Annotated in this window: 20 protein-coding genes; 5 read left to right on the plus strand and 15 right to left on the minus strand. The window is 71.0% G+C overall.

Annotated elements, in window-relative coordinates; all coding sequences use genetic code 11:
* Positions 1–11: 11 nt before the first annotated feature.
* Positions 12–2,060 carry a protein meaA gene (locus ACPZVR_RS04855; protein ID WP_436698445.1) on the minus strand — a complete coding sequence of 683 codons (2,049 nt, stop codon included), beginning with the start codon at positions 2,058–2,060 and terminating at the stop codon, positions 12–14.
* 75 nt (positions 2,061–2,135) lie between these two features.
* Complete coding sequence (locus ACPZVR_RS04860) at positions 2,136–2,486, minus strand: STAS domain-containing protein (protein WP_436698446.1); 351 nt, start codon at positions 2,484–2,486, stop codon at positions 2,136–2,138.
* A gap of 130 nt (positions 2,487–2,616) precedes the next feature.
* Here ACPZVR_RS04860 and ACPZVR_RS04865 point away from each other — a divergent pair, with 130 nt between their 5' ends.
* The 4 genes from ACPZVR_RS04865 to ACPZVR_RS04880 all read left to right on the plus strand — a co-directional run bounded on the left by ACPZVR_RS04865 (position 2,617) and on the right by ACPZVR_RS04880 (position 8,056).
* Positions 2,617–3,192 (plus strand): cob(I)yrinic acid a,c-diamide adenosyltransferase, encoded by a 576-nt coding sequence (locus ACPZVR_RS04865; RefSeq protein WP_436698447.1) that lies wholly within the window; start codon positions 2,617–2,619, stop codon positions 3,190–3,192.
* A complete protein-coding gene (locus ACPZVR_RS04870) occupies positions 3,192–4,217 on the plus strand; it encodes a lytic transglycosylase domain-containing protein (protein WP_436698448.1) in 1,026 nt (341 codons plus the stop codon). Before ACPZVR_RS04865 ends, ACPZVR_RS04870 begins: the two co-directional genes overlap by 1 nt.
* Before the next feature lie 76 nt (positions 4,218–4,293).
* A complete protein-coding gene (locus tag ACPZVR_RS04875; RefSeq protein WP_436698449.1) occupies positions 4,294–4,827 on the plus strand; it encodes a hypothetical protein in 534 nt (177 codons plus the stop codon).
* 58 nt (positions 4,828–4,885) lie between these two features.
* Entirely contained in the window at positions 4,886–8,056 is a 3,171-nt protein-coding gene (locus ACPZVR_RS04880; RefSeq protein WP_436698450.1) for a DEAD/DEAH box helicase, read from the plus strand.
* 21 nt (positions 8,057–8,077) lie between these two features.
* Here ACPZVR_RS04880 and ACPZVR_RS04885 read toward each other — a convergent pair whose 3' ends face one another.
* The 4 genes from ACPZVR_RS04885 to ACPZVR_RS04900 form a co-directional block, all read right to left on the minus strand.
* On the minus strand, positions 8,078–8,440 hold the full coding sequence (locus tag ACPZVR_RS04885; RefSeq protein ID WP_436698451.1) for a type II toxin-antitoxin system RelE/ParE family toxin: 363 nt from the start codon (positions 8,438–8,440) through the stop codon (positions 8,078–8,080).
* Positions 8,430–8,693, minus strand: coding sequence for a hypothetical protein (locus ACPZVR_RS04890; RefSeq protein WP_436698452.1), 264 nt, complete (start codon positions 8,691–8,693; stop codon positions 8,430–8,432). Before ACPZVR_RS04890 ends, ACPZVR_RS04885 begins: the two co-directional genes overlap by 11 nt.
* 125 nt (positions 8,694–8,818) lie before the next feature.
* Positions 8,819–10,213: an MFS transporter gene (locus ACPZVR_RS04895; protein WP_436698453.1), complete on the minus strand. Its 1,395-nt coding sequence runs from the start codon at positions 10,211–10,213 to the stop codon at positions 8,819–8,821.
* Between the two features lie 9 nt (positions 10,214–10,222).
* Entirely contained in the window at positions 10,223–10,903 is a 681-nt protein-coding gene (locus ACPZVR_RS04900) for a TetR/AcrR family transcriptional regulator (protein WP_436698454.1), read from the minus strand.
* 238 nt (positions 10,904–11,141) lie between these two features.
* Here ACPZVR_RS04900 and ACPZVR_RS04905 point away from each other — a divergent pair, with 238 nt between their 5' ends.
* Positions 11,142–11,396 carry a helix-turn-helix domain-containing protein gene (locus ACPZVR_RS04905; protein WP_436698455.1) on the plus strand — a complete coding sequence of 85 codons (255 nt, stop codon included), beginning with the start codon at positions 11,142–11,144 and terminating at the stop codon, positions 11,394–11,396.
* A 38-nt stretch (positions 11,397–11,434) separates the two neighbouring features.
* Here ACPZVR_RS04905 and ACPZVR_RS04910 read toward each other — a convergent pair whose 3' ends face one another.
* The 9 genes from ACPZVR_RS04910 to ACPZVR_RS04950 form a co-directional block, all read right to left on the minus strand.
* Positions 11,435–11,992 (minus strand): hypothetical protein, encoded by a 558-nt coding sequence (locus ACPZVR_RS04910; protein WP_436698456.1) that lies wholly within the window; start codon positions 11,990–11,992, stop codon positions 11,435–11,437.
* 257 nt (positions 11,993–12,249) lie between these two features.
* Positions 12,250–12,504 (minus strand): hypothetical protein, encoded by a 255-nt coding sequence (locus ACPZVR_RS04915; RefSeq protein ID WP_436698457.1) that lies wholly within the window; start codon positions 12,502–12,504, stop codon positions 12,250–12,252.
* 221 nt (positions 12,505–12,725) lie between these two features.
* Complete coding sequence (locus tag ACPZVR_RS04920; RefSeq protein WP_436698458.1) at positions 12,726–14,864, minus strand: hypothetical protein; 2,139 nt, start codon at positions 14,862–14,864, stop codon at positions 12,726–12,728.
* An 80-nt stretch (positions 14,865–14,944) separates the two neighbouring features.
* Positions 14,945–15,682 (minus strand): hypothetical protein, encoded by a 738-nt coding sequence (locus tag ACPZVR_RS04925; protein WP_436698459.1) that lies wholly within the window; start codon positions 15,680–15,682, stop codon positions 14,945–14,947.
* 168 nt (positions 15,683–15,850) lie between these two features.
* Positions 15,851–17,155, minus strand: a complete 1,305-nt coding sequence (locus tag ACPZVR_RS04930; RefSeq protein WP_436698460.1) for a carbohydrate binding domain-containing protein — start codon at positions 17,153–17,155, stop codon at positions 15,851–15,853.
* 201 nt (positions 17,156–17,356) lie between these two features.
* On the minus strand, positions 17,357–18,169 hold the full coding sequence (locus ACPZVR_RS04935) for a hypothetical protein (RefSeq protein WP_436698461.1): 813 nt from the start codon (positions 18,167–18,169) through the stop codon (positions 17,357–17,359).
* A gap of 98 nt (positions 18,170–18,267) precedes the next feature.
* Positions 18,268–19,347, minus strand: a complete 1,080-nt coding sequence (locus ACPZVR_RS04940; protein ID WP_436698462.1) for a hypothetical protein — start codon at positions 19,345–19,347, stop codon at positions 18,268–18,270.
* 414 nt (positions 19,348–19,761) lie between these two features.
* A complete protein-coding gene (locus ACPZVR_RS04945) occupies positions 19,762–20,805 on the minus strand; it encodes an MlaD family protein (RefSeq protein WP_436698463.1) in 1,044 nt (347 codons plus the stop codon).
* A complete protein-coding gene (locus tag ACPZVR_RS04950) occupies positions 20,802–21,911 on the minus strand; it encodes an MCE family protein (protein WP_436698464.1) in 1,110 nt (369 codons plus the stop codon). Before ACPZVR_RS04950 ends, ACPZVR_RS04945 begins: the two co-directional genes overlap by 4 nt.
* Position 21,912: the final 1 nt, after the last annotated feature.

Raw genomic sequence — 21,912 nt, forward strand, 5'->3', positions numbered from 1 at the left:
GAGCGCCGCCGTCAGGCCAGGCCGTTCGCCCTGCGGATCACCTCGACGATGCCCCCCATGATCTCGGTCAGCCCGAAGTCCTTGGGCGTGTAGACCGCTGCGACACCGAGCTCGACCAGCGCCTTCCCGTCCGACTCGGGGATGATGCCGCCGACGATGACGGGCACGTCGCCCATGCCGGCTGCCTTGAGTCCGTCGAGGACGGCGGGCACGAGCTCCATGTGGGAGCCGGAGAGGATCGACAGGCCCACGCAGTGGACGTCCTCGGCGACGGCGGCCGCGACGATCTGCTCGGGGGTGAGCCGGATGCCCTGGTAGATCACCTCGAAGCCCGCGTCGCGCGCCCGGACGGCGACCTGCTCGGCCCCGTTGGAGTGACCGTCGAGGCCGGGCTTGCCGACCAGCAGGCGCAGCCGTCCGCCGAGCTCCTCGCCCGTCGTCCGCACGGCCTCGCGAACCGCGGTTAGCTCGGCGCCGGCCTCGGCGACGCCGACCGCGCCGGCGACGCCGGTCGGGGCGCGGAACTCGCCGAACACCTCGCGCAGGGTGCCGGCCCACTCGCCGGTCGTCGCGCCCGCACGGGCGGCGGCCAGCGTGGCGGCCATCAGGTTGGTGCCGGTCTTGGCGTCCTCGGCGAGGCGGGCGAGCGCGGCGTCGACCTCGGCCTGGTCGCGCTGCGCCTTCCAGGCCTCGACGGAGGCGAGGGCGGACCGCTCGGCCTCCGGGTCGGCGACCATGATCGCGCCGTCGAGGTCCGCGGTCAGCGGGCTCTGCTCGGTGGTGTCGAACTTGTTGACGCCGACGATGATCTCCTCGCCGGCCTCGATGGCGGCACGGCGGCGCGCGTGGGAGGAGACGAGCTCCTGCTTCATGTAGCCCGAGTCGACGGCGGCGATCGCGCCGCCCATCGCCTGGACCCGGTCGATCTCGGCCTTGGCCCCCTCGACCAGCTCGCGGACCTTGGCCTCGATGACCGGCGAGCCGTCGAAGATGTCGTCGTACTCGAGCAGGTCGGACTCGAAGGCGAGGACCTGCTGCAGGCGCAGCGACCACTGCTGGTCCCACGGCCGCGGGAGGCCGAGCGCCTCGTTCCAGGCGGGCAACTGGACGGCGCGGGCACGGGCCTTCTTGGACAGCGTCACCGCGAGCATCTCCAGCACGATGCGCTGGACGTTGTTCTCCGGCTGTGCCTCGGTGAGGCCGAGGCTGTTGACCTGGACGCCGTAGCGGAACCGGCGCATCTTCTCGTCGGTCACGCCGTAGCGCTCCCGGGTGATCTCGTCCCACAGGTCGACGAAGGCGCGCATCTTGCACATCTCCTCGACGAAGCGGACGCCCGCGTTGACGAAGAACGAGATCCGTCCGACGACCTTCTCGAAGTCGTCGTCGGAGACCTGGCCGGAGTTCTTCACCTGGTCGAGTACGGCGATCGCCGTGCACATCGCGTAGGCGATCTCCTGCACCGGCGTCGCGCCGGCCTCCTGCAGGTGGTAGCTGCAGATGTTGATCGGGTTCCACTTCGGGATCTCGTGGACCGTGTAGGCGATCATGTCGCCGATCAGGCGCAGCGAGTGCTCCGGCGGGAACACGTAGGTCCCGCGCGAGAGGTACTCCTTGATGATGTCGTTCTGGGTCGTGCCCGCGAGCTTGTGGGCGACCTCCGACGGGGACAGATCGGGGTTCTGCTCCTCGGCTGCGACCTGATACAAAGCGAGCAGCCACATGGCCGTCGCGTTGATCGTCATCGAGGTGTTCATCTCGGTGAGCGGGATCTGGTCGAAGAGCTTGCGCATCTCCCCCAGGTGCGGCACGGGTACGCCGACCTTGCCCACCTCGCCGCGCGAGAGCGGGCTGTCGGGGTCGTAGCCGGTCTGGGTCGGCAGGTCGAAGGCGACCGACAGACCGGTCTGGCCCTTGGCCAGGTTGGTGCGGTACAGCGCGTTGGACGCCTCGGCGGTCGAGTGACCGGCGTAGGTCCGCATCACCCACGGGCGGTCCTTGGCGTGCCGCGTGGATCCGGCCTTCCCGGCCGTGCCGGCTGCGTCGGGCGAGGTGCTCATAGGCCGAAGCGTAGGCCGATCACTACCCCTTGGTAACCGCCTGACGTGTGGGGTTCTCCACAACGCCGGGCCGGGTCAGGCGGGGATCGGCTCGCGCTCGAGCTCGATCAGCCGGATCAGCCGGGTGAGGTGCAGCATCCGGCGCACGGTCGGCCGGGCGCCGCGCAGCACGACGCGCACGCCGTACCGCTGGGCCTGGCGGCTGGCGGCCGCGATGACCTTCAGCGCCGTGGCGTCGACCGAGCGGACGGCGCTGATGTCGATGACGACCGGGCTGATCCGGTCGGTGCCGCACCGGTGGATGTGGTCGTGGACCGCCGCCCGGAGCTCTCCGGTCGACCGGACGTCGAGGTCGCCGCCCAGGACCAGGACCGGCTCGCCGAGGACATGCTCGACGCAGATGACAGTGGACTGCCGTGCTCCCATGGTTCCCCTCCCGAGATCGATCCGGACAGACGCCCCACACGCCTGTTACCCCCATGACGCTCCAGCAGTCCGATCGGTTGCATCTCGGTCCGAAGTTTTTCGGCGGCCCCCGCGGACTACGCTCCGAGTCATGGTCAACCTCACCCGCATCTACACGCGCACCGGCGACGCCGGCCAGACCCGCCTGAGCGACATGAGCGTCACGACCAAGACCGATCTGCGCCTCCAGGCCTACGCCGACGTCGACGAGGCCAACGCCCACCTCGGCGTGGCCGTCGCGACCGGCGGACTCGAGGACGACGTGGTCCGGGTGCTGTTCCGGGTGCAGAACGACCTTTTCGACGTCGGCGCCGACCTGTCCACGCCGGTGGTCGCCGAGCCGGAGTACCCGCCGCTGCGGGTCGAGCAGGACTACGTCGACCGGCTGGAGAGCTGGTGCGACGAGTACAACGCGTCCCTGCCGAAGCTGCGCTCCTTCATCCTCAGCGGCGGCACGCCCGCCGCCGCGCAGCTCCATGTCGCGCGCACCGTGATCCGTCGTGCCGAGCGGGCAGCGTGGGCGGCGTACGAGGTGCACGGCGAGATCATGAACAAGGTCGCCATCACCTATCTCAACCGGCTCTCCGACCTGGTGTTCATCCTCGCCCGGTACGCCAACCGCGCCCAGGGCGACGTCCTCTGGGTGCCCGGCGGCGAGCGGGACTGATGCTTCGCCCGCGGCCGGCGGTCGCGCTCGCGGCGACGGCCGCCCTGCTGGCGGGCTGCGGCGGCGCGCCCGCGCCGCCCCGCACGCCGGCGCCGGCCGCGTCCAGCCCGGACGCCGGGTCGAGCGCACCGACCGGTCCGTCGGGACCCTCCGGTGCGCCGGTGCCCTCGGACCCCGCGGCGCCCTCGACCGGTCCGGCGGCGTCCGCCCTCGCCGCTCCCGCCCTCGCCCCTCCCGCCCTCGCCGCGGATGCGGCCGAGCTCGCCCGGCGGCTGGTCGCCGCCGAGGACGCCCTGCGCGCACCGGACACCGACGAGCCGGCGCTGGCGCAGGCCGCCTTCGAGACCCAGGTGCTCTACCGGCAGCTCGCGCGCCGCTCCGGCTGGCGGGAGACGGTGCTCGCGGCGGCGGGTCCCTACCGGGAGCTGATGGCCGACCACGTCGAGGCCCGCGACGAGCTGCGCAGCGTGCTCACCCGGCTGTCCGACGAGGTCCCGGCCTGGCGGATCGTCCGTCCCGCTCCCCTCCCCGAGCTGCGCTCGCACTACGACGAGGGCGAGCGGCGATTCGGCGTGCCCTGGGAGGTGCTGGCGGCCGTGAACCTCGTGGAGACCGGGTTCGGCAAGATCCGCGGCTACTCCACCGCCGGCGCGCGGGGGCCGATGCAGTTCGTCCCCGCGACCTGGGCCGCGTACGGCGAGGGCGACATCGACGACCCGCGGGACGCGATCCTCGCCGCGGCCCGCTACCTCGCCGCCAACGGCGGCGCCCGTGCCGACCGGATCGACGGCGCGCTGCACGCCTACAACCGGCACACCGGCTACGTGCGCGGCGTGCGTGCCTACGCCCGGATCCTCGAGCGCGACCCCGGTGCCCTCGCCGGCCTCTACCGCTGGCAGATCCTCTACCTGTCCGAGCAGGGCGACCTCTGGCTGCCCCAGGGCTATCGCCGGCGCGCGCCGCTGCCCGTGACCGACTACGTCGCCCGGCACCCGGAGCGCCTGCTCGGCACCGCGACCGACTGACGCGACCGACTGAGAGGTGCCGCGGGACCACCTAATCCGGTTGCCCATCCGCCCGCCGATCCCGAGCATGGTGCGGGTGGACGTGACCTTCACGAAGCTCGCCGGCCGGTACGAGATCGCGGTACGCCGGACGGCCGGCGCCGCACTGGCCCCGCGCAACGGGCCCGGCCACAGCGACGCCGTACCCCACGACGTGGCGCACCTGCTCGTCGAGATCGAGGACGGCATCCGCGGCGCGGTCTACGGGCGGCTGGCGGCGGCCGACGGCGACGACGGGCTGTTCTGGCCGCTGGACCCCGCGGCCCGCCGTGCCTCGCTGAAGAACCGCCGGGCACCGACGCCCGAGGAGTCGGCCGACATGGCGCGCTCGGAGCGGCTCGCCTCGCTCACCGTCGCCCTGTGGGAGGTGGCCCGGGGCCGGCGCCGGCCGGACGCCGCCTGGCCCGGCCGGGTCGAGGACAGCGGGGTGGACCCGGGCCTGCTCGATCGGCTGTTCGCAAGGTACGACGACTTCGCCGCCCGCTGGGCAGCCCTCCCGGCGGGCGGATCGGTGACGGTGGCGTGGCCCTTCCCCGAGGGCAGTGGGAAGCGGCGACGCACCCGACGCTGAGCGGGGCCTGTGGAGGGATGTCGGTGGCGTCGGTCCCGCGTGCCACGATGAGCGGACCGTGAACATCCTCGCCGAGCTCACCGACGACTTCCTGGCGCGTCACTTCGACGCCGCGACGCTGGAGCGCGCCCGGGGCATCGTGGCCCGCGGCGACGTGCAGCGACCGGAGATCGGACTGCTCTCGGCTTCGTCCGTGACGGCGACCGCCGAGGTCGCCGGCAGCCGTCCGGTGCCCTACCAGGTCCAGCTCCACGCGGAGGCGCCCCAGTCCGGCTACGCCGGGTGGGTGTTCACCGTGTGCACGTGTCCGGTGCGGTCGGTGTGCAAGCACGGCGCGGCGCTCGCGCTGACGCTGCGCCGGACCTTCACCTCGCCGGCGGGCGAGGCGGCCTGGCGGCGCTCCGTCGAGCGGCTGGTGGGCGAGCTCGAGCGGCAGCAGCCGCTGGTGCGCGAGGAGGTGCCGCTGGCGCTGGAGATCTCGCTCGACCAGGGGCGCGGCGGCTATCGCAGCGCGGGCCCCACCCTGCGCGTGCGGCCGCTGCGGCGCGGCAAGAGCAAGCCGTGGATCAAGACCGGCGCCGACTGGGGCGACGTGGCCGGCAGCCCGCGCGGCTTCGTCGCCCGCCAGGCCGACGCGCTGGCGGCGCTGCACACCCAGTGGGCAGGTCATCGCGGCTACTACTCGGCCGGCGTGGCGCCGTCCCTCGACGAGTTCGGCGACCAGGTCGTGCGCGCGCTACGCAACGCCCGCGACGCCGGGGTGGAGCTGCTCGCCGCCCGCCCGCTGAGCTCGGTGGCGATCGCCGACGAGCCGGCCGAGGTCGTCGCCGAGCTCGGCGACGTCGACGGCGGCACGACCCTGCGCGCCGCGGTCAGCCTCGGCGAGCACACCTGGCGGGGCGAGTCCGTCGTGCTGGTCGGCTCCCCGGCCTCGGTGGTCGGACTGCTCGACGATGCCGGGCACCTCGTGATCGCGACGACCACGGCGCCGGTGCCGCCCGCGCTGCGCCACCTCGTGGACGGACCGCCGATCCTGGTCCCGCCGACCGACCTCGCCGAGTTCCGGGAGACGCTGCCCGGCCTGATGCGGCTGGTGCCGGTGCGCGCCGCCGACTCGGTCGTGGAGCTCCCCGCGCCGCTGACACCGACGCTGGTGCTGACCGTGTCATGGCACACCTCTACCAAGGCGGGTCTCGCCTGGCACTGGCAGTACGGCGACGATCCCGCCCGGAGCTGCCCGCTGACCAGCCGCGACTCCCTCGGCGGCGTGCGCGACCGCGCCGCCGAGCAGGCCGTGCTCTCCCTCGTCCCGCCGGCGCTGCTGCAGGTCTCGACCGTGACCGACGGCGACGCGCTCAGCCTCGCCATGCACGACCTGCCGCACCTGCGCGAGATCACGGGGGTGCGGGTCGTCGAGGAGGAGCGCCCCGACTTCCGCGAGGCCGACGTCGCGCCCGAGATCCGCTTCGACCTCGTCGAGCCCGACCCGGGCGCCACCGACTGGCTCGACCTCGCGGTGACGGTCACCGTCGACGGCGAGCAGATCCCGCTGCCCGACGTGCTCGCCGCCCTCACCCTCGACCTAGAGTTCCTGGTCCTGCCCAGCGGCCTCTACGTCACCACCGACCGACCGGAGTTCGACCGCCTGCGCGAGGTGGTCACCGCCGCCGCCGAGCTGCGCGAGAGCGACGCCGACCGGATCGGCATCGGCCACCACGACCTCGGGCTGTGGGCGCAGCTCGCCGAGACCGGCCTCGTCGACGCCCAGGCCGCGGCGTGGGTGGAGCGCGCCCAGGCGCTGCGCGACCTCACCGACATCCCCCGGCCCGAGCCCCGCGGCCTCGCCACGTCGTTGCGCAGCTACCAGCGCGAGGGCTTCTGGTGGCTGGCCTTCCTGTGGCAACACGGCCTCGGCGGAGTGCTCGCCGACGACATGGGGCTCGGCAAGACGCTCCAGGTCCTCGCGCTGATCACCCATGCCCGTGCCGAGCGGCCCGACGACGCGCCCTTCCTCGTCGTCGCGCCCACCAGTGTCGTCACCGCCTGGGCCACCGAGGCCGCGCGCCACGCACCGGGACTGCGCGTGGCGATCGCCTCGCGTCGTACCGACGACGTGGCGGCGCTCGCCCGCGACCACGACGTGGTCGTCACGACCTACACCCTGGTCCGGCTGGCCCACGAGGAGTACGCCGCACAGGCGTGGTCGGGGCTCGTCCTCGACGAGGCGCAGCAGGCCAAGAACCACCACAGCAAGACCTATCAGGCGGTCCGGGCCGTCGCGGCGCCGTTCAAGCTGGCGGTGACCGGCACGCCGTTCGAGAACCGGCTGATGGAGCTGTGGTCGCTGCTCTCCATCACCGTGCCCGGGCTCTACCCGTGGCCGCGCACCTTCAACGACAAGGTCGTCCGCCCCGTCGAGCGCGACGGCGACCAGACGGTGCTGGACCGGTTCCGCGCCCGCATCAAGCCGTTCCTGCTGCGCCGCACCAAGGAGCTGGTCGCCGACGACCTCCCGCCCAAGCAGGAGCAGGTGCTGCAGGTCGACCTGGGCGCGGCGCACCGCAAGATCTACGACACACACCTCGCCAAGGAGCGGCAGAGGATCCTCGGGCTGGTCGAGGACTTCGACCGCAACCGGGTCGCGATCTTCAGCGCCCTGACCCGCCTGCGCCAGCTCGCCCTCGACCCGGCCCTCGTCGACGACGAGCACGAGACCGTCGGCTCGACGAAGCTCGACCTGCTGGTCGAGCACCTCGGCGAGATCACCGCGGAGGGCCACCGGGCGCTGGTGTTCAGCCAGTTCACCTCCTTCCTCACCCGGGTCCGCTCACGTCTCGACGACGCCGAGATCACGACCACCTACCTCGACGGGTCGACCCACGACCGCGCGGCCGTCATCGAGCGGTTCCGCTCCGGCGCCGCGCCGGTCTTCCTGATCTCGCTCAAGGCCGGGGGCACCGGTCTGACGCTGACCGAGGCCGACTACGTGTTCGTGCTCGATCCGTGGTGGAACCCGGCCGCCGAGGCGCAGGCGGTCGACCGTGCCCACCGGATCGGCCAGACCCGCCACGTCCACGTCTACCGACTGGTCGCGACCGACACCATCGAGGAGAAGGTGATGGAGCTCAAGGCGCGCAAGGCCGAGCTGTTCGCGCAGGTCATCGACGGCGACGGCGCGATGAGCACGTCGATCGGCGCCGACGACATCCGCGGGCTGTTCGCGGACTGAAGCGACGGTCGGCGCTTGGCCCTACGCCCAGTCGGCTGCTGGATCAAGGTGCAGTCGCGGGTCCATGACCTCGTGAAGGAACCGACCGACGGCCAGCCTCTCGCCTTCCCATCGGCAGTACAGCACGTGCCGGGGCCGCTTGACTCGTTCGTTCGACGTTCGCACCACACTGTTCCTCAGGTGCCAGCTCAGAACGTCGGCACCGAGCTCTGGGCGGCGCTTGAGCAGCGCACTGTCCCGGCTTTGGGCCGCGTGGCGAAGGGCCGCCGCGATGAGCGCCTCATAACGTAGACGGGCCTGTTCACCGAACTGCCGATACGACATTGCCAGAACGTGGTCAATGTCGTTCAGTGCTGCCTCGCTGAGTCGGAAGTCAACCGGCATGCTCAGCGTCGACCCGCTGGGCAGCGCGACGGCCGATGTCCGCGACAAGATCGTCGAGGTCGGCATCCGCGACATCGACGTAGCGGCCCTGGGCGAGATCGTCGAAGCCCTGCTGGACCTCCGCTCGGAGCGTGGTCAGCCTCGTGGCGCGTTCGCCCGCGCCCTCGATGCTGTCCAACAGTGCATATGCCAGGTGCTCGCGCTCGACGGATGACAGCTGCATCGCGGCGCGGATGACCTCGGCAGTCGTCATGACGCCAGTCTAACGCCGCTGCCGCAAGACAGCAGGTCTCACGCACAGGGGCGTGCTCGCTGCTCTCGATCCGTAGCAACCTTGCTCCACGTCTCTCCAATCCTTCGAGCCAGCACTCCTCCCCGTCATTCCCGATCGGGGTTGCGGATGAGCAGCCACGACAGCACGCCGCCCGCGACGAGCAGTCCGGCGCACCACAGCATGGCGCCGCGGTAGCCGGCGCCGAAGACCTCCGGCCGCTGATAGTCCCCGCCGGCGAGGCCGACCATCAGCGGCAGCGCGGCCACGGCCAGCAGCGATCCGGCGCGGGCCACCGCGTTGTTGACGCCCGAGGCGACGCCGGCATGCTGGTCGGGCGCGGCGGCCAGCACCGCCGCCGTCAGCGGCGCCACGAGCGTGGCGAGTCCCAGCCCGAACACGGTGAGAGGGACGGCGACATCGCTCCAGTAGTGGAGATCCTCGTCGACCCGGCTGAGCAGCACGGTCCCGACGGCACAGAGCAGCGGTCCCACCGTCATCGGCAGGCGGGGACCGATCCGGCCCGCGAGGGCGCCGCCGCGCCCGGCGAGCAGGAGCATCACGACGGTGATCGGCAAGGTGGCGAGACCCGCCTCGAGCGGACCGAGGCCGGCGACCGTCTGGAGCTGCAGGACGAGGAAGAAGAGCACCCCGCCGAGCGCGGCGTACGTCAACAGGGTCATGGCGTTCGCCGCGCTGAACTGGCGCGACGCGAACAGCGCCGGGGGCAGCATGGGGTGCGGACGGCGGCGCTCGTTGACCACGAACGCCACCCCCGCGACGAGACCGATAGCGAGCGACACGAGCGCGACCCTCGGCTCGCCGGTCCACTCGATCAGCGCGTAGGTGATGCCGCCGAGCCCGAGCGTGCCGAGCACCGCACCGGCCGCGTCGAAACCGGGCACGGATGCCGGGTCGCGGGTCTCGGGGACCCGGCGGGCCACGAGGAGAGTGACGACGGCGACGGGAAGGTTGATCAGGAACACCCAGCGCCAGCTCACCGCCTGGACCAGCCAGCCGCCGACGAAGGGACCGACGGCGGTGGCGACGCCGCCGAGGCCGGACCAGGTCCCGATCGCCCGGGACCGGTCGGCCGGCGCGAAGGTGCCCTGGATCATCGCGAGGCTGCCGGGGACGAGCAGGGCCGCCGTGACCCCCTGGGCGATCCGGGCCAGGATCAGCAGTGGCGCCGTCGGCGCGAGGCCGCAGGCGACCGACGTCAGCGCGAAGCCGAGGACGCCCGTCATGAAGATCCGACGGCGTCCGTACCGGTCACCCAGCGACCCGCCGAGGAGGGTCAGCGACGCGAGGCTGAGGAGGTAGCCGTTGGACACCCACTGGAGCTGCTCGAGACTGGCGTCCAGGTCCTCGCCGATCCGGTGCAGGGCGACGTTGACGACGGTGCTGTCGAGCAGCGCGAGCGACGAGCCGAGGATCGCGGCGGCGAGCACCGCGCGGCCGGTGCGCGACCCGACGGTGACCTCGGCACAGGTCGGATCCACGGCGGCAGGCTAGACGCCGTCGCGCACGGCGGTGGCCGGACCGTCCCCGTGGGCCATGGTGACGGCCGTCTCGATGACGTACTCCTTCACCGGCTGGTACGGGATCACCTCGGTCCCGGGAAGGCCCGGATCCTCCTCGCGGACGGCGAGGCGCATGTGGGTGAGGTTGAGGACCCCGAGCGCCTGGGCGTAGTAGAGGTTGGACAGCATGCCGGGGTCCGCGACGTGGAACTCCCCCGCGGCGTTCCCCTTCTCCAGGATCGCCGTCATCCGGCCCAAGCCGGTGGCCATGCCCATGCCCAGCTTGAGCATGGTCTCCTCGCTGATCTCCTTGAGCAGCTCGTCGCCGCGCCGCCGCAGCAGGACGAGGGCGCAGTCGACGAAGGCCGGGTGCTCCTGGCCGAAGTCGAGGAAGGCCCCGGCCACCGCGCGCAGCTGGTCGGACGGCGAGGCCGCCTCGTCGAGCCGCTGCGTGATCAGGTCGTTCAGGTCGGCCAGGTAGCCGACCAGCGTCAAGGCGAAGAGCTCCTCCTTGCTGGAGAAGTGCCGGTACACGATCGCGCGGTTGATCCCGACCACGCGGGCGATGTCCTCGACATGCGCGTCGCGCATGCCGCGCTCATCGAAGAGCGCACGGGTGGCTGCCAGGATCTTCTCGGTCCGTGCAGCCCGCTGATCCACAGCTGGCATCTCGTCGTCCGAGCCGGCGCCGCCGACAGCCCGGCCCGTCCCCCTTCCCACGTCACAGGCTCCCAGCCCCAACGAGCATGCACCCCAGGTAGTCACTCCCCCTACCTGGTCACCCGTTCGGCGCCAGCATAGTCCGGCGACCTCCCGGCATGAGTCGCCAGGATCCGACGGTCAGCCATCTATAGAAGGCTTTCTTCTATTGGTGTTCTTTGTGAGGCCTTATCGCCACGATGCGGCCGTGCCTTGGGACGCGGAAGCCGGTCGCCTGCTCGGGAAGCGGGTGCGCGAGCTGCGCGACGAGAAGGACATGACCCAGGAGACGCTGGCCCACCTCGCCGGCTGCACCAAGAACCACGTGCAGGTGATCGAGGCCGCCGGACGGCTCGACATGGGCCGTCCGATCAACCTCCGGCTGAGCACGCTCTTCGGCATCGCCGAGGCCCTGGATGTCGAGCCCTGGGACCTGATCAAGGAGTCGGCGTCCGGCTCGTAGGCCCGCGGCGGGCACGCACAGGACCTCGACGTCGGGGCCTAGCCGGCGCGACCGCTGGATCCCCCACCCGGTGCGTCGCTCCCGGCCGCCGTGGCGGCAGCGGTCGGCCCCGTCGGCAGATGCAGACCCGTCGCCAGCGCGTAGATCCGGCCGTCGAGCGCTTGGATGTCGACCCGGAGTTCGCTGCGCGTCGCCTCGACCCGCTTGGTCAACTCGCTGCGCGTCGCCTCGACCCGCTCGATCAACTCGCTGCGCGTCGCCTCGACCCGCTCGATCAACTCGCTGCGCGTCGCCTCGACCCGCTCGATCAACACGCTGCGCGTCGCGTCGATCCTGTTGCCGAGATCGGAGATATCTGCCTTCGACTCAGTCCGCGTCGCGTCGATCCTCGCGCTCAGCTCGCTCCGCGTGGCATCCACCTTCGCGTCGAGGCCGGCGATGCCGGAGTTCGCCTCGTCCCGCGCGGCGTCGAATCTCGCATCGATCTTCGCATCGATCCTGTCGATCTTGCCGGCCAGGAGGCCGTAGAGCGTCGCGGCCACGCCGATCAGGGCGCCCAGCGATACCCAGGTCTCGAGGTCCATGGTGAGCTCCACTCCTTCAGTGTGCGCGACCGACATGACGATCGCCAGCAGCTTCGCCAGCGTAGGCGTCAGCGGCGACGCCGGGACTCCTCAGAGCGACGATCTGTGGACGGCAGCGACTCGAGACGATCCTGTGGACAGACGTCGGCCGATCGCGCGACAGGAGCGACCCCATCGCGGCAGCGGCGAACCACGATCGGTGCCGTCGGCCCGCCACTGTCGGCACCGGCTCGTCAGCGATCATGATCCCGAACGGTTCCGACACGACGTCAGGTGACGTCATCATCCACCCGAGACCCTTCCTCGCCCTCAAGGAGAGCCCAGCCGCAGCCGACACGACAGCACGGCGGATCCGCGGCGACGCGCCGGGCGATGCGCTCGACGACGCGGGCCGGAGTTCGGTTCACCAGCACGTTCAGGATCGCGCCGGGGGTGCGATCGATGACATAGCTGGCGACCCGACCCGCGATGCCGTCGTCGGCAACGATGCTGCCGACGACCCTGTCGACGAGGCGGCTCATCATGAGGAACTCCTGACACCACCATGCGCGAGGGGCACTGTCGCGGACGAAGGGGCACGACCGGCGCCGCGGGAGAGATGTGGCGCCGGTCGTGCGATCGGGACCGACGCGCACCGGCGCCGGACAAGGGGATGACTCGGCGCGGGCGAGCGCCGGCCCGTCCTGTGGCGCGGGAACTCGGTCCCCGCGCCACGGGGCAGCTACTCGACGCTAGGCCGCCTCGATCAGCTGCACTTCGTCGTGACGTTCGCATTGGCAGTGGCCGCCGCCGCGGCAGCTGCCTTCTGGGCCTGCTTCGCCTTCTTCAGCTTGGCCTTCAACTTCTTGACCTTCGCCGGCTTCTTCGCCTTCTTCGCCTTCTTCAGCTTGGTCTTGGCCTTCGTCGCCTTGGCCTGGGCCGCGCCGAGGGCAGCCTGCGCCGCAACGGCACCTGACTTGGCGGCCTGACACTCGGGCGTGTCTCCGGGGACGGGCGGATTGACGACCACCTGCTCCGTGACCGGCCCGACGGCAGCCGAAGTCGACGGCACCGTCTCGCCGCCGCGGACAGCCGTCGTGCGGAAGGTGATGGACTTCCCCAGGTGAGCGCTCGTCAGTACGAACGTCGTTCCGGTCGCACCGTCGATCTCCGCACCATCGGCCAACCACTGGTTGCTGAGCACCACACCGTCGGTCGCGTTGAACGTCGCCGGCGTACCCGTCAGCGTGCTCCCCACCTGCGGCGTACCCGCGATCGTCGGCGGGTCACCGACCGCCAGGTCCGGCAGCGGCTCCGTGACCGGCCCGACCGCAGCCGACGTCGACGGCACCGTCTCCCCACCGCGCACGGCAGTCGTACGGAAGGTGATCTGCTTGCCCAACTGAGCGCTCGTCAGCACGAGAGTCGTGCCGGTCGCACTAGCGATCTCCGAGCCATCAGCCAACCACTGGTTACTGAGCGTCACACCGTCCGTCGCGTTGAACGTCGCCGGCGTACCCGTCAACGTACTCCCCACCTTGGGCGTACCCGCGATCGTCGGCGGGGCATCAACCTCCAGAGCAGCCACCGGCTCTGTCACTGGCCCGACCGCAGCCGAGGTCGCCTCTAGCGTGTCGCCTTCGTGCACGGTGGAACTGCGGAAGGTGATGCTCTTCCCCACTTGCGCACTGGTCGGCTCGAAGGTGGTGGCGGTCGCACCGGCAATCTCGGCGCCATCCGCAAGCCACTGGTTGGCCACCGTGACGCCATCGAGGCTGAAGGTCGCCGGGGTGCCGGTCAGCGTGCTGCCCACCTCCGGGGTACCCGCGATGCTCGGCGTGTCGACGAACTCGGCGACCTCGGGGCCGACAATCACCCGGAAGGTCTGGTAGCCGTTGGCGATCCGGACGACGCCCGGGCCACTCAGCTCCTCGGCGAGGTCAGTCATGATGGCCTGACTCGCCGGATCCGGCGCGATGCTGTCGTTGCTGCCCCAGGAGACGAGGTCGCCGGTGTTGGTGCGCGCGAGGTACCCAGACTGGTTAGACCCGCTCGCCACCTCGACGACCCTGCCGCGAGCGCCGCTCTGGTCGGCAGGGAATGCGGTCCAGCCCGGCATGGCATCCCCGGCGTAGCCCCAGACGTAGACAGCGCCGGACGCGGTGACCCCGACCTGGCCATTGTCCCCAGCGTCGACGTCGACCAGCGGGTCGTTGACCAGCGCGGCCGCGATCGGCGCCGGCGGCGAGGTCACCTCGCCGGTATTCGCGTTCCAGAAGCGGGATCCGCCGTCACCCAGCCGCACCGCCAAGCCGATGCCGGCCGGGACGATCTCCTCGACATCTTCACCCAGCGCCGCAAGGATCTGATAGGTGCCGTCGTTGCGGGCCAGGCCGACCTTGCCGGTGTCGAGCAGCAGTGCCGTGCTCAGCCCCAACCCGGCGATCTGGACGGGCTTGCCTCCCAGCGTGGCCTGGTCGGCGGGGAAGACGTAGTCGGCCGCGTAGAGGCCCCACAGGTGGGGTACACCCTCATCGGTCAACGCGCCCTTGGTGGTACTCCCCGCAGAGACGGAGACGACCTTCTCGCCGCTTAACGCCGGCGGCACCTGCCAGACCGGGGCGGCGTTGGGCGTGAGGAGATCCAGGCCGGCATCGGCTCGGACGCCGTAGATGACTTCGCTGTCAGATCCAGCGTTGACACCGATCCAGGGTCCCGTCGGCCCGCCGGTGAAGGGATAGCTCTCCCGGATCGGGGTGTTGCCGGACCACATGTCGATCCCGATGACCTCAACGACGCCGGCACGCTCGGGCGGCACGGTCTCGGCCGCGCGGGCCTGGGGTGACGCGGCGACCAGGGTGCCACCGGCCAGCAGGCCGGTCACCCCCGTCCACGCGATGAACATCCGAAATCGCACAGGAAACACTCCTTCAGTAGTGGGCGAATCGATCCGGGCAAACAGCCCCGAGAGAGACGAAGGGGAGGTCACGAGGGCTGGTAGACGGAGACCTCGGCGGGCCAGTCGACCTGGTAGCCCGAGGCCGGCAGGCCGACAAGGCCGTTGAGCCGCCGTGGCAGGCGGCCAGGGCAGAACTCGTCGTGGTTGCTCACCGCGCCCACCTCGACCGCCCCCTTGATGGTCGCCTGTCCCCGGTACGGCGGACTGAGCAGCGCCCCGCTGACGGTCGCATGGACCCGCCCGGTGAGCGGAACCCTGCACTGCAGCCCGAAGACGCCGGCGGAGCCGTCGACCTTCAGGCTGAGATCCATCTTCAAGCCCCCGACGGAGTCGCCACAGGCGACATCGCTGCTCATCGGAGCGGCGTTCACCTTGGTCGGGACGTTGTCGATCACCGGCGCCCCGGCAATGGCCAGGCTGGCGTTCAGTCCGTTGGTGACGACGCCCTCGGCGGGAATGACCAACTGGGCCTGGATGCCGGTGCAGCCGCTGCCCGGCTGCGCGTTGACCAACCGGATCACCCCGCACACGGAGACGTCGACGTCGACGATCCTCAGCGGCCCGGGGCCGGTGACGCTGCCCTCCGTGACCCGTGCGACGAAGCCGTATTCGGTGGGGGGCGGGCCCGGGTTCGGCCTGCAAGCGGCGGGCAGCGGCACCTCCGCAGCCAGCCTCGCCGACGATGGTGCCGACGCTCCCGCCGGCGGGGCCGCCGCCGGGGCCGCGGAACCGGGCAGCATCGCGAGGATCACGACGGCCGACATCGTCGACGCCGCCAGGAAGGGGGCCGAACAACGAGAGCGGCGGAGCGTGGGAGGGATCAATGGATGTCCTTGACTGATCTGGAGAAGGAGAGGTGATCGGCGGTCCGGGACGCCGGGTGCGCTCCGGACCGCCGATCGAGTTGGTTGCGTCGCGGCCTCTCGGCGCCGCTAGCTCGCAGTCACCGAGAAGTCGTCGAACTGGGCCCAGGTGTCGCGCCACCAGGTCGGGTGCACCCCGCCGTAGACCTCGACCCGGGTCCGGTCGCCGGAGTTGAAGCTCACGCTCAACTGGGTGTAGCCGTTGAGCCGGCCGAACTTCTTCTCGCCGATCACGGCATCGTCCACGGTGCGCACCCCGAAGTAGCCGTTCTCGTTGCTCGCCGAGGTGCGGACCCACCCGGTCAGCGTGTAGTCGGTGTTCGGCGCCACCGAGATGGTCTGGTGGATGTCGTTCCAGTCCTCGGTGTTGCGCACCCAGCCGTTGCCGGTGCCGGTGCGGGCGTTGCCCAGACCGTGGTCGACGCCGCACTGCCGGACGCACTCCCACGGCCCCATACCCGGGTCCTCGAAGCCGGCGTCCGCGACCTGGTTGCCGGGCGCCGCCAGCGCCGCGCGCACCCGTGCGGCGCTCGCCTGGTAGATGGTCGTCTTCAAGATGGCCGTGTTGTGGCCCGGCCCGGCGTTAGCCTGACCGTCGGCGAGATCGATGATCGGGTTGAGCGCCCCGGTCAGGCCGCAGTTGGCGGCCTTGGGCAGGGCCCAGGCGTTGTCGACCACCGTCTGGCCGGTGATCTTGATGACCCCGGCACCGACCTGGCTGAAGTCCCACGTCCCGGGAACCCCAGAGATCGGGGTGTTGGGTCCCGGCGGGTTGGTGGTGCCGGTCGTCAGGTTCAGCTTGATCGGCGAGGAGTTCGATCCGATGGTGCATTTGGTGCCGAGGATGGTGAGTGCGTCGGTGAACGGGTTGGAGATCCTGGCCTTGAGGTTGAGGTTCATCACCGGTTCATCGGTCGGCGTGTTCAGATTGCTGAGGTTGAGCTCGGGCAGGCCGACGATCTCCGGGGTGACATAGGCCGCCAACGGCCCCGAGGCGCCCGGGATGCCGAGGATGCCGCCGGGAACCTCCATCGGCGAGGCCGTCAGGGCGGAGACCCCGTTGGCCGGCGCGACCTCGATGGTGGTCTCGTTGACCAGGTCAGGGATCCCGCCGAACTGCATGATGATCGGGTCGGCGCTGGTCATGGTCGGGAACGAACCGGCGGTCAGCGAGGTGTTGTTGGTCTCGATGTAGTAGCACGAGGTGACATCCGGGTTCTGCACTGGGCAGTTCGCGAACTTCTCCAGCGCCGGCGGCAGCACATCGGCACGGGCCGGGCTGGCCGCAACGCCGACCAAGCCGACGGTACCGACGGCCGCAGCGAGGGCGGCCAGCCCGACGGCAGAGCGCCGCAGGCGGATCTTGGGGGGCATGACAGTATCTCCTTGGTTGAGGTGTCGCTGGTCTCTCGCCGCGGGCGCGTCCCGCGGGGTCGTGCAGGCACTGCTGGTCGATAGGCCCGGTGAGCGTCCCGCGCTCGGCCGACCGGTTGCCGGCCGCCGCCACATTCGGCGGCCGGCAACCGGCTCTCCGCCCCTCACCCCAGGGCTTGCTCGGGGCTCAGGGAAGGCCGCTCACGGGACGTAAACGACGGTGGGTGTCTTCGTACCCTTGCGGAGCGAGACGGTGGCGCTCTGCAACTGCGGGCGGAAGGTCCCCGTCGCGGTGACCGGGCACTGGTTGAACGGCGTTGCGGTGTACCAGGGTGCGGTCGCCGGGGTCACCGTGTCGATGATCTGGAACTGCGGAAGCGGGCTGGTCGGGGTTGCCGTTCCCGCGCTCGGCGCTGCGTTGTACTGACCGTTCACCGTCAGGCCCCCGGCGTCCGCCGGGCCCTGGATGACGCAGGGCGGGTTGCCAGTGACGTCGGCGAGGAAGTTCGAGCGCACCACCATGCTGTTCTGCGGGATGTGGATCGACCCCGTCAACGTGGACGCCCAGGGGCTCGGCGTGGTGCCGCTCGGCACCGTGACATTGAGCGTCCACGCCACCCCCGGCTGGTTGTAGACCGTGACGCTGTTCATCGACACACTCTCGATGCAGCTCGTGATCGTGGCTGGCGGCGTGATCCCGACGCTGATCGTGCCGCCCGGGGCAGCCGAGGGGCGCGGGGACGGCACCGTGTAGGACAGCTGACCCGTCGCGATCGAACAGTCGATGCTGGCCGGCGCGCCGTTGTAGAGGCCGCTGAACTTGAGCTTCGTCGGGAGTGAGGCCGTGTTGACGTTGGTGATGATGTCACCGGGGGCAGCCAGGGTGCCGTCGTTGTAGCCCAGCTCCCAGGTGTTGGCGGCGTGCGCGGGCGAGAGCGTCGCTCCGGCGAGGACGAGAGCCCCCGTCGCGAAGCCGACGGCCGTCCTCCGCAGGGTCTTGAGGTGGATTGACATAGCCAGTGTTGCCTTTCATCAGGTTGGTTTGCGCAGATGCCCGCGATCTGTTGCGGGCCGTTCAGATAGCCTCCTTTCTCTCGGAAACAGTCGATGCTCTAGGAGAAGCCGAACCCGGACGGCAGTCCGGTCGGCATGCCGATGTCGGCGATGGTGAGGTCGATGCTGGTCTGGACCGCGCCCGGCTGCACGTCCCAGCCGACGTACTGGGGCGCTCCCTCGGAGATGTACGCCTGAGCGGGGATGGCGTTGTGGCCCCGCGCGTCCTTGACGTCGAGCAGAGTCGAGACGAGGCTGACTCCGCCCGCCGCCGGATCTGCGCTCGCGCAGAGCCCGCGCGGCAGCGGGCTGCCGGCCGGACTGTTGCGCGCCGCGGGGATCAGCACCCGCGCGTCGGCCAGCGTGGCGCTGCCGCCGACGATCGCGCCGTCCAGGGCCCGCGGCGGCATGTAATAGCGCTCGGGCGGGTCGACCGCGATCGGATACTCCGGCTTGAAGTACAGGTCGTAGTTGGCCGGCGGCGTCCACTGCGAGCGATCGGTGAACGGGCTCGGGATCGGGCGGAACTGCTGGATCAGCGGTGCCGGCGCGGTGGCGAGGCTCAGCTCGGCCCGGGTCGTGCAGTCCATGGTCGCTTGGTCCCCTCCGGAGCCGTAGCGGGTGCGGATCCGGATGGCGATCGCCATCGCCGCCTCGAACTCGAGCGAGCCATCGGCGGCGACACCGGTCACCGCGGCCCGAACCGGACCGTCCTGAGCGACGTCGAAGAGCGCCTGCAGCCAACAGGGAGCCGGACACGCCGCGAGCCCGACGAAGGTGCCGGCCTCCGGCGTCTCCAGATCGGCGATCCGCGACCAGTAGGCGCCGGTGCCACCGCACAGGGTCACGCCGTCGTCGGGGACGACCACCTCGAGCGAGGGCAGCGTCATCCAGCCCCGGACCCATCCGGTGATCCCCACGGCCCCCGTGCCGAAGGGGAACTGGCCGTGGGCCTTGGCCGCCGCGCTGTAGCCGGCCAGGGCGCGACCGTCGGTGATGGACATCAGGAAGGGCACCCGATAGCCGTGGCCGCCGCCGTCACCCGCATTGCCGGCCGGCAGCGGCTCCGGGCGGGCGCAGTTGACCCCACCGGTGCGCAGCTGATCGGGGTGGTCGATGATCGTCTGCGGAGTGAGCACAGGCGGCGTGAAGGGATCAGTGGGCCCAGTTGCCGCGAGTCCGACGAAGTTGCCACCCTGAGGCGGCACACTGGTCGATGCGCCCGCCTCCGCGCCCGGCATCGTCAGGGCAGCGCCGAGCAGCGCCGCTGTGCCGATCCCGGCGGCTGCAACTCGAAGCACGCGGGGGCGCGGACGCAGCGTCCGCAATGTGTTACCGATCACTTTTGCCACGCCCCTATGCAACACCGTGTTACATCCATTGAAAAGCCCTTCGCTGGACCTTTTTCAGATTTTTCTTATCCGCGCGCTCGATTTTGGCCGCGACTCACTAAATCGCGATCCCTACCCACAATTCGGGCCGCAATAGCGCTCGATCACCCCCATGATTCGATATCAATTTATGGATAGAACTGCGTCATATCGCTCCTCGTCTCAGTCCGGGCCGCGCTGGAGCAGACGCGGGCCCTTCGCACACGACTTCGGTACGGCGGTGCCGGAGGTCGATGGCACCGCCAGGGAACGGGTGCTGCACAGCGGCTGCCCGAGGTTCAGGGTCAGGTCGCCGTGGAAGACACCGTCGCGGGCGACCTTGCTCAGGTCGTTGCTGACGCCGGGCAGGAGGTCGAAGAGCACCTGGATGGCGTCGGTGTTGCGGCTCAGCGCCGTGCCGATCGCGCCGGTGCCCTTCAACAGCTCCTGGAACGGGCCGGTCTGGGTGCGGACCAGCTCCTCGATGTTGTCGGCCGCCTCGCCGCCGTCGACGAGCAGCTGCTCGAAGTCGGCGTCGTTGTCGGCGAACTGCTGGGCCAGGGTGTCGAAGGCGCTGACGATCTGCGCCAGCTGGGCCTGGGTGGCGTTGCCGGTGCGCAGCACGGTGAGGCCGTCCACGATCAGCTGGCGGGTGCCGGGCGCGGCCGCGGTCACCGCGTTGATCAGCCGTTGCCCGCCGACCACCAGGGTGCCCAGCTCGGGGGCGAGACCGCTGAAGGCGTCGGCCATCAGGGTCTGCACGGTCTCCAGGTCCTCGGGGTCCAGGGAGCGCAGCAGCGCGGCGCTGCTGGCGAGCGCCTCGCTGACCGTGCTCGGCACCGTGGCCGAGGCGATCGTGCTGCCCTCGCGCAACCGCGGCTCGGCGGCGCCGGTCGGGACCAGGTCCACATAGCTCTCCCCCAACGCCGAGAGCATGCGGACCCGGGCCTCGACCTGCTGCGGGATCGGCTGGTCGTCGGTCAGCCTCAGCCGCAGCTGCACCCCCGAGGGGCTCACCGCGATCGAGGAGACCTTGCCGACCCCGACACCGCGGTAGCTGACGTCGCTGTCCTCGAACAGGCCGGCGGCGCGGGGCACCTCGACCGCGACGGTGTAGTCGTCGTCGACCGGCGACCAGCCGATGATCTGCACGCCGATGTAGTAGAGACCGACGAGCATCCCGAACACGATGCCGGCCAACCGCGGCACCAGTGAGGTGCGGCTCATGGCTGCCTCCCCTCGTCGAGACGCCCTGACTCCAGCGGGCCCAGCGGTGTCATCAGCGACGTCGCCGGCGGACGGCCCGACAGCCGACCCGACACGGTGCCGCTCGCGGTCGACGGCGCCGAGCTGAAGTCGAGCTGCGCGGCGACCGAGGTCCGGGCGTACCCGTAGGCGGTGACGTCGGGCACCTGGGCGGCCAGCGTCCGGATGTTCTTGATCATCGGGGTGATCAGCGCACGGGAGTCGACGATCTGCTGGACGACGGGGACCAGCCGCTTGAGCGCCCGGACGGTCTGCCTGCCACTGCGGCCGATGATCTGGTTGCCCGCGGCGGCGAAGCCGTCGAGCCCCTCGAGCAGCGTGGTGAAGTCGTCGTTGAGGTCGGCCAGGACCCCGATCGCCGGGGAGATGGCCTCGATCCCGTCGACCAGGACGTCGCTGTTGTCGTCGAGCTGCTTCGAGAGCCGGGCGACCTCCTCGAGCGCCCGGTCGATCGGCCCCAGACCGCCGGCGAGCAGCTCCGCGGACTCCGCCAGCCGCGCGAGCAGCTGCTTGATCTGCGGCTCGTTGCCGGAGAACACGGCGTTGAGCTCGCGCGAGATGGAGTGCAGGTCGCCGACGCCGCCGCCGGTCAGCACGGTCGCGAACGCGCCCAAGGTGTCCTCGACCGTCGGCGCGGCGGCGGTCGCCTCGGCGTCGAGCGTGTCGCCGTCGCGCAGGAGCTCTCCTCCCCCGCCCTCGGCGGGGCGGTGGATCTCGACGAACTGGTCGCCCAGCGGGTTGTCGAAGCGGACCTCGACCGTCGTCCCGGTCGGGATCTCCACCCCCGAGAGGAACCGCAGCTCGACCTCGGCGCGGTAGCCGTCGACCTTCATCGTGCCGACCTCGCCGACGACCCGAGCCCCGTCGCGGACCTCGGCGTTGGCCGGGAGGTTGAGGACGTCGTCGAAGGACGCCGTGACGCTGTAGGTCTCCTCGCTGAGGCCGCCGGGCTTCGGCATGTCCTGCAGGCTGAGCGAGCAGCCGGACACGGTGACGGCGGCGATCAGCGCCCCGGCCACGAGGGCGGGGCGACCACGCTTGGCCGTCGTCTGGTCGGTCCGTCGCATC

Source organism: Nocardioides segetis (assembly GCF_051390595.1).
Taxonomy (GTDB): domain Bacteria; phylum Actinomycetota; class Actinomycetes; order Propionibacteriales; family Nocardioidaceae; genus Nocardioides.

What these genes read in the sequence shown, in the direction of transcription:
- ACPZVR_RS04900 (WP_436698454.1), bottom strand. Translation starts at nt 10,903, where the DNA reads ATGCCAGCTGTGGATCAGCGGGCTGCACGGACCGAGAAGATCCTGGCA.
- ACPZVR_RS04860 (WP_436698446.1), bottom strand. Translation starts at nt 2,486, where the DNA reads ATGGGAGCACGGCAGTCCACTGTCATCTGCGTCGAGCATGTCCTCGGC.
- ACPZVR_RS04890 (WP_436698452.1), bottom strand. Translation starts at nt 8,693, where the DNA reads ATGACGACTGCCGAGGTCATCCGCGCCGCGATGCAGCTGTCATCCGTC.
- ACPZVR_RS04855 (WP_436698445.1), bottom strand. Translation starts at nt 2,060, where the DNA reads ATGAGCACCTCGCCCGACGCAGCCGGCACGGCCGGGAAGGCCGGATCC.
- ACPZVR_RS04870 (WP_436698448.1), top strand. Translation starts at nt 3,192, where the DNA reads ATGCTTCGCCCGCGGCCGGCGGTCGCGCTCGCGGCGACGGCCGCCCTG.
- ACPZVR_RS04885 (WP_436698451.1), bottom strand. Translation starts at nt 8,440, where the DNA reads ATGCCGGTTGACTTCCGACTCAGCGAGGCAGCACTGAACGACATTGAC.
- ACPZVR_RS04925 (WP_436698459.1), bottom strand. Translation starts at nt 15,682, where the DNA reads ATGTCGGCCGTCGTGATCCTCGCGATGCTGCCCGGTTCCGCGGCCCCG.
- ACPZVR_RS04945 (WP_436698463.1), bottom strand. Translation starts at nt 20,805, where the DNA reads ATGAGCCGCACCTCACTGGTGCCGCGGTTGGCCGGCATCGTGTTCGGG.
- ACPZVR_RS04915 (WP_436698457.1), bottom strand. Translation starts at nt 12,504, where the DNA reads ATGATGAGCCGCCTCGTCGACAGGGTCGTCGGCAGCATCGTTGCCGAC.
- ACPZVR_RS04950 (WP_436698464.1), bottom strand. Translation starts at nt 21,911, where the DNA reads ATGCGACGGACCGACCAGACGACGGCCAAGCGTGGTCGCCCCGCCCTC.
- ACPZVR_RS04930 (WP_436698460.1), bottom strand. Translation starts at nt 17,155, where the DNA reads ATGCCCCCCAAGATCCGCCTGCGGCGCTCTGCCGTCGGGCTGGCCGCC.
- ACPZVR_RS04920 (WP_436698458.1), bottom strand. Translation starts at nt 14,864, where the DNA reads ATGTTCATCGCGTGGACGGGGGTGACCGGCCTGCTGGCCGGTGGCACC.
- ACPZVR_RS04935 (WP_436698461.1), bottom strand. Translation starts at nt 18,169, where the DNA reads ATGTCAATCCACCTCAAGACCCTGCGGAGGACGGCCGTCGGCTTCGCG.
- ACPZVR_RS04865 (WP_436698447.1), top strand. Translation starts at nt 2,617, where the DNA reads ATGGTCAACCTCACCCGCATCTACACGCGCACCGGCGACGCCGGCCAG.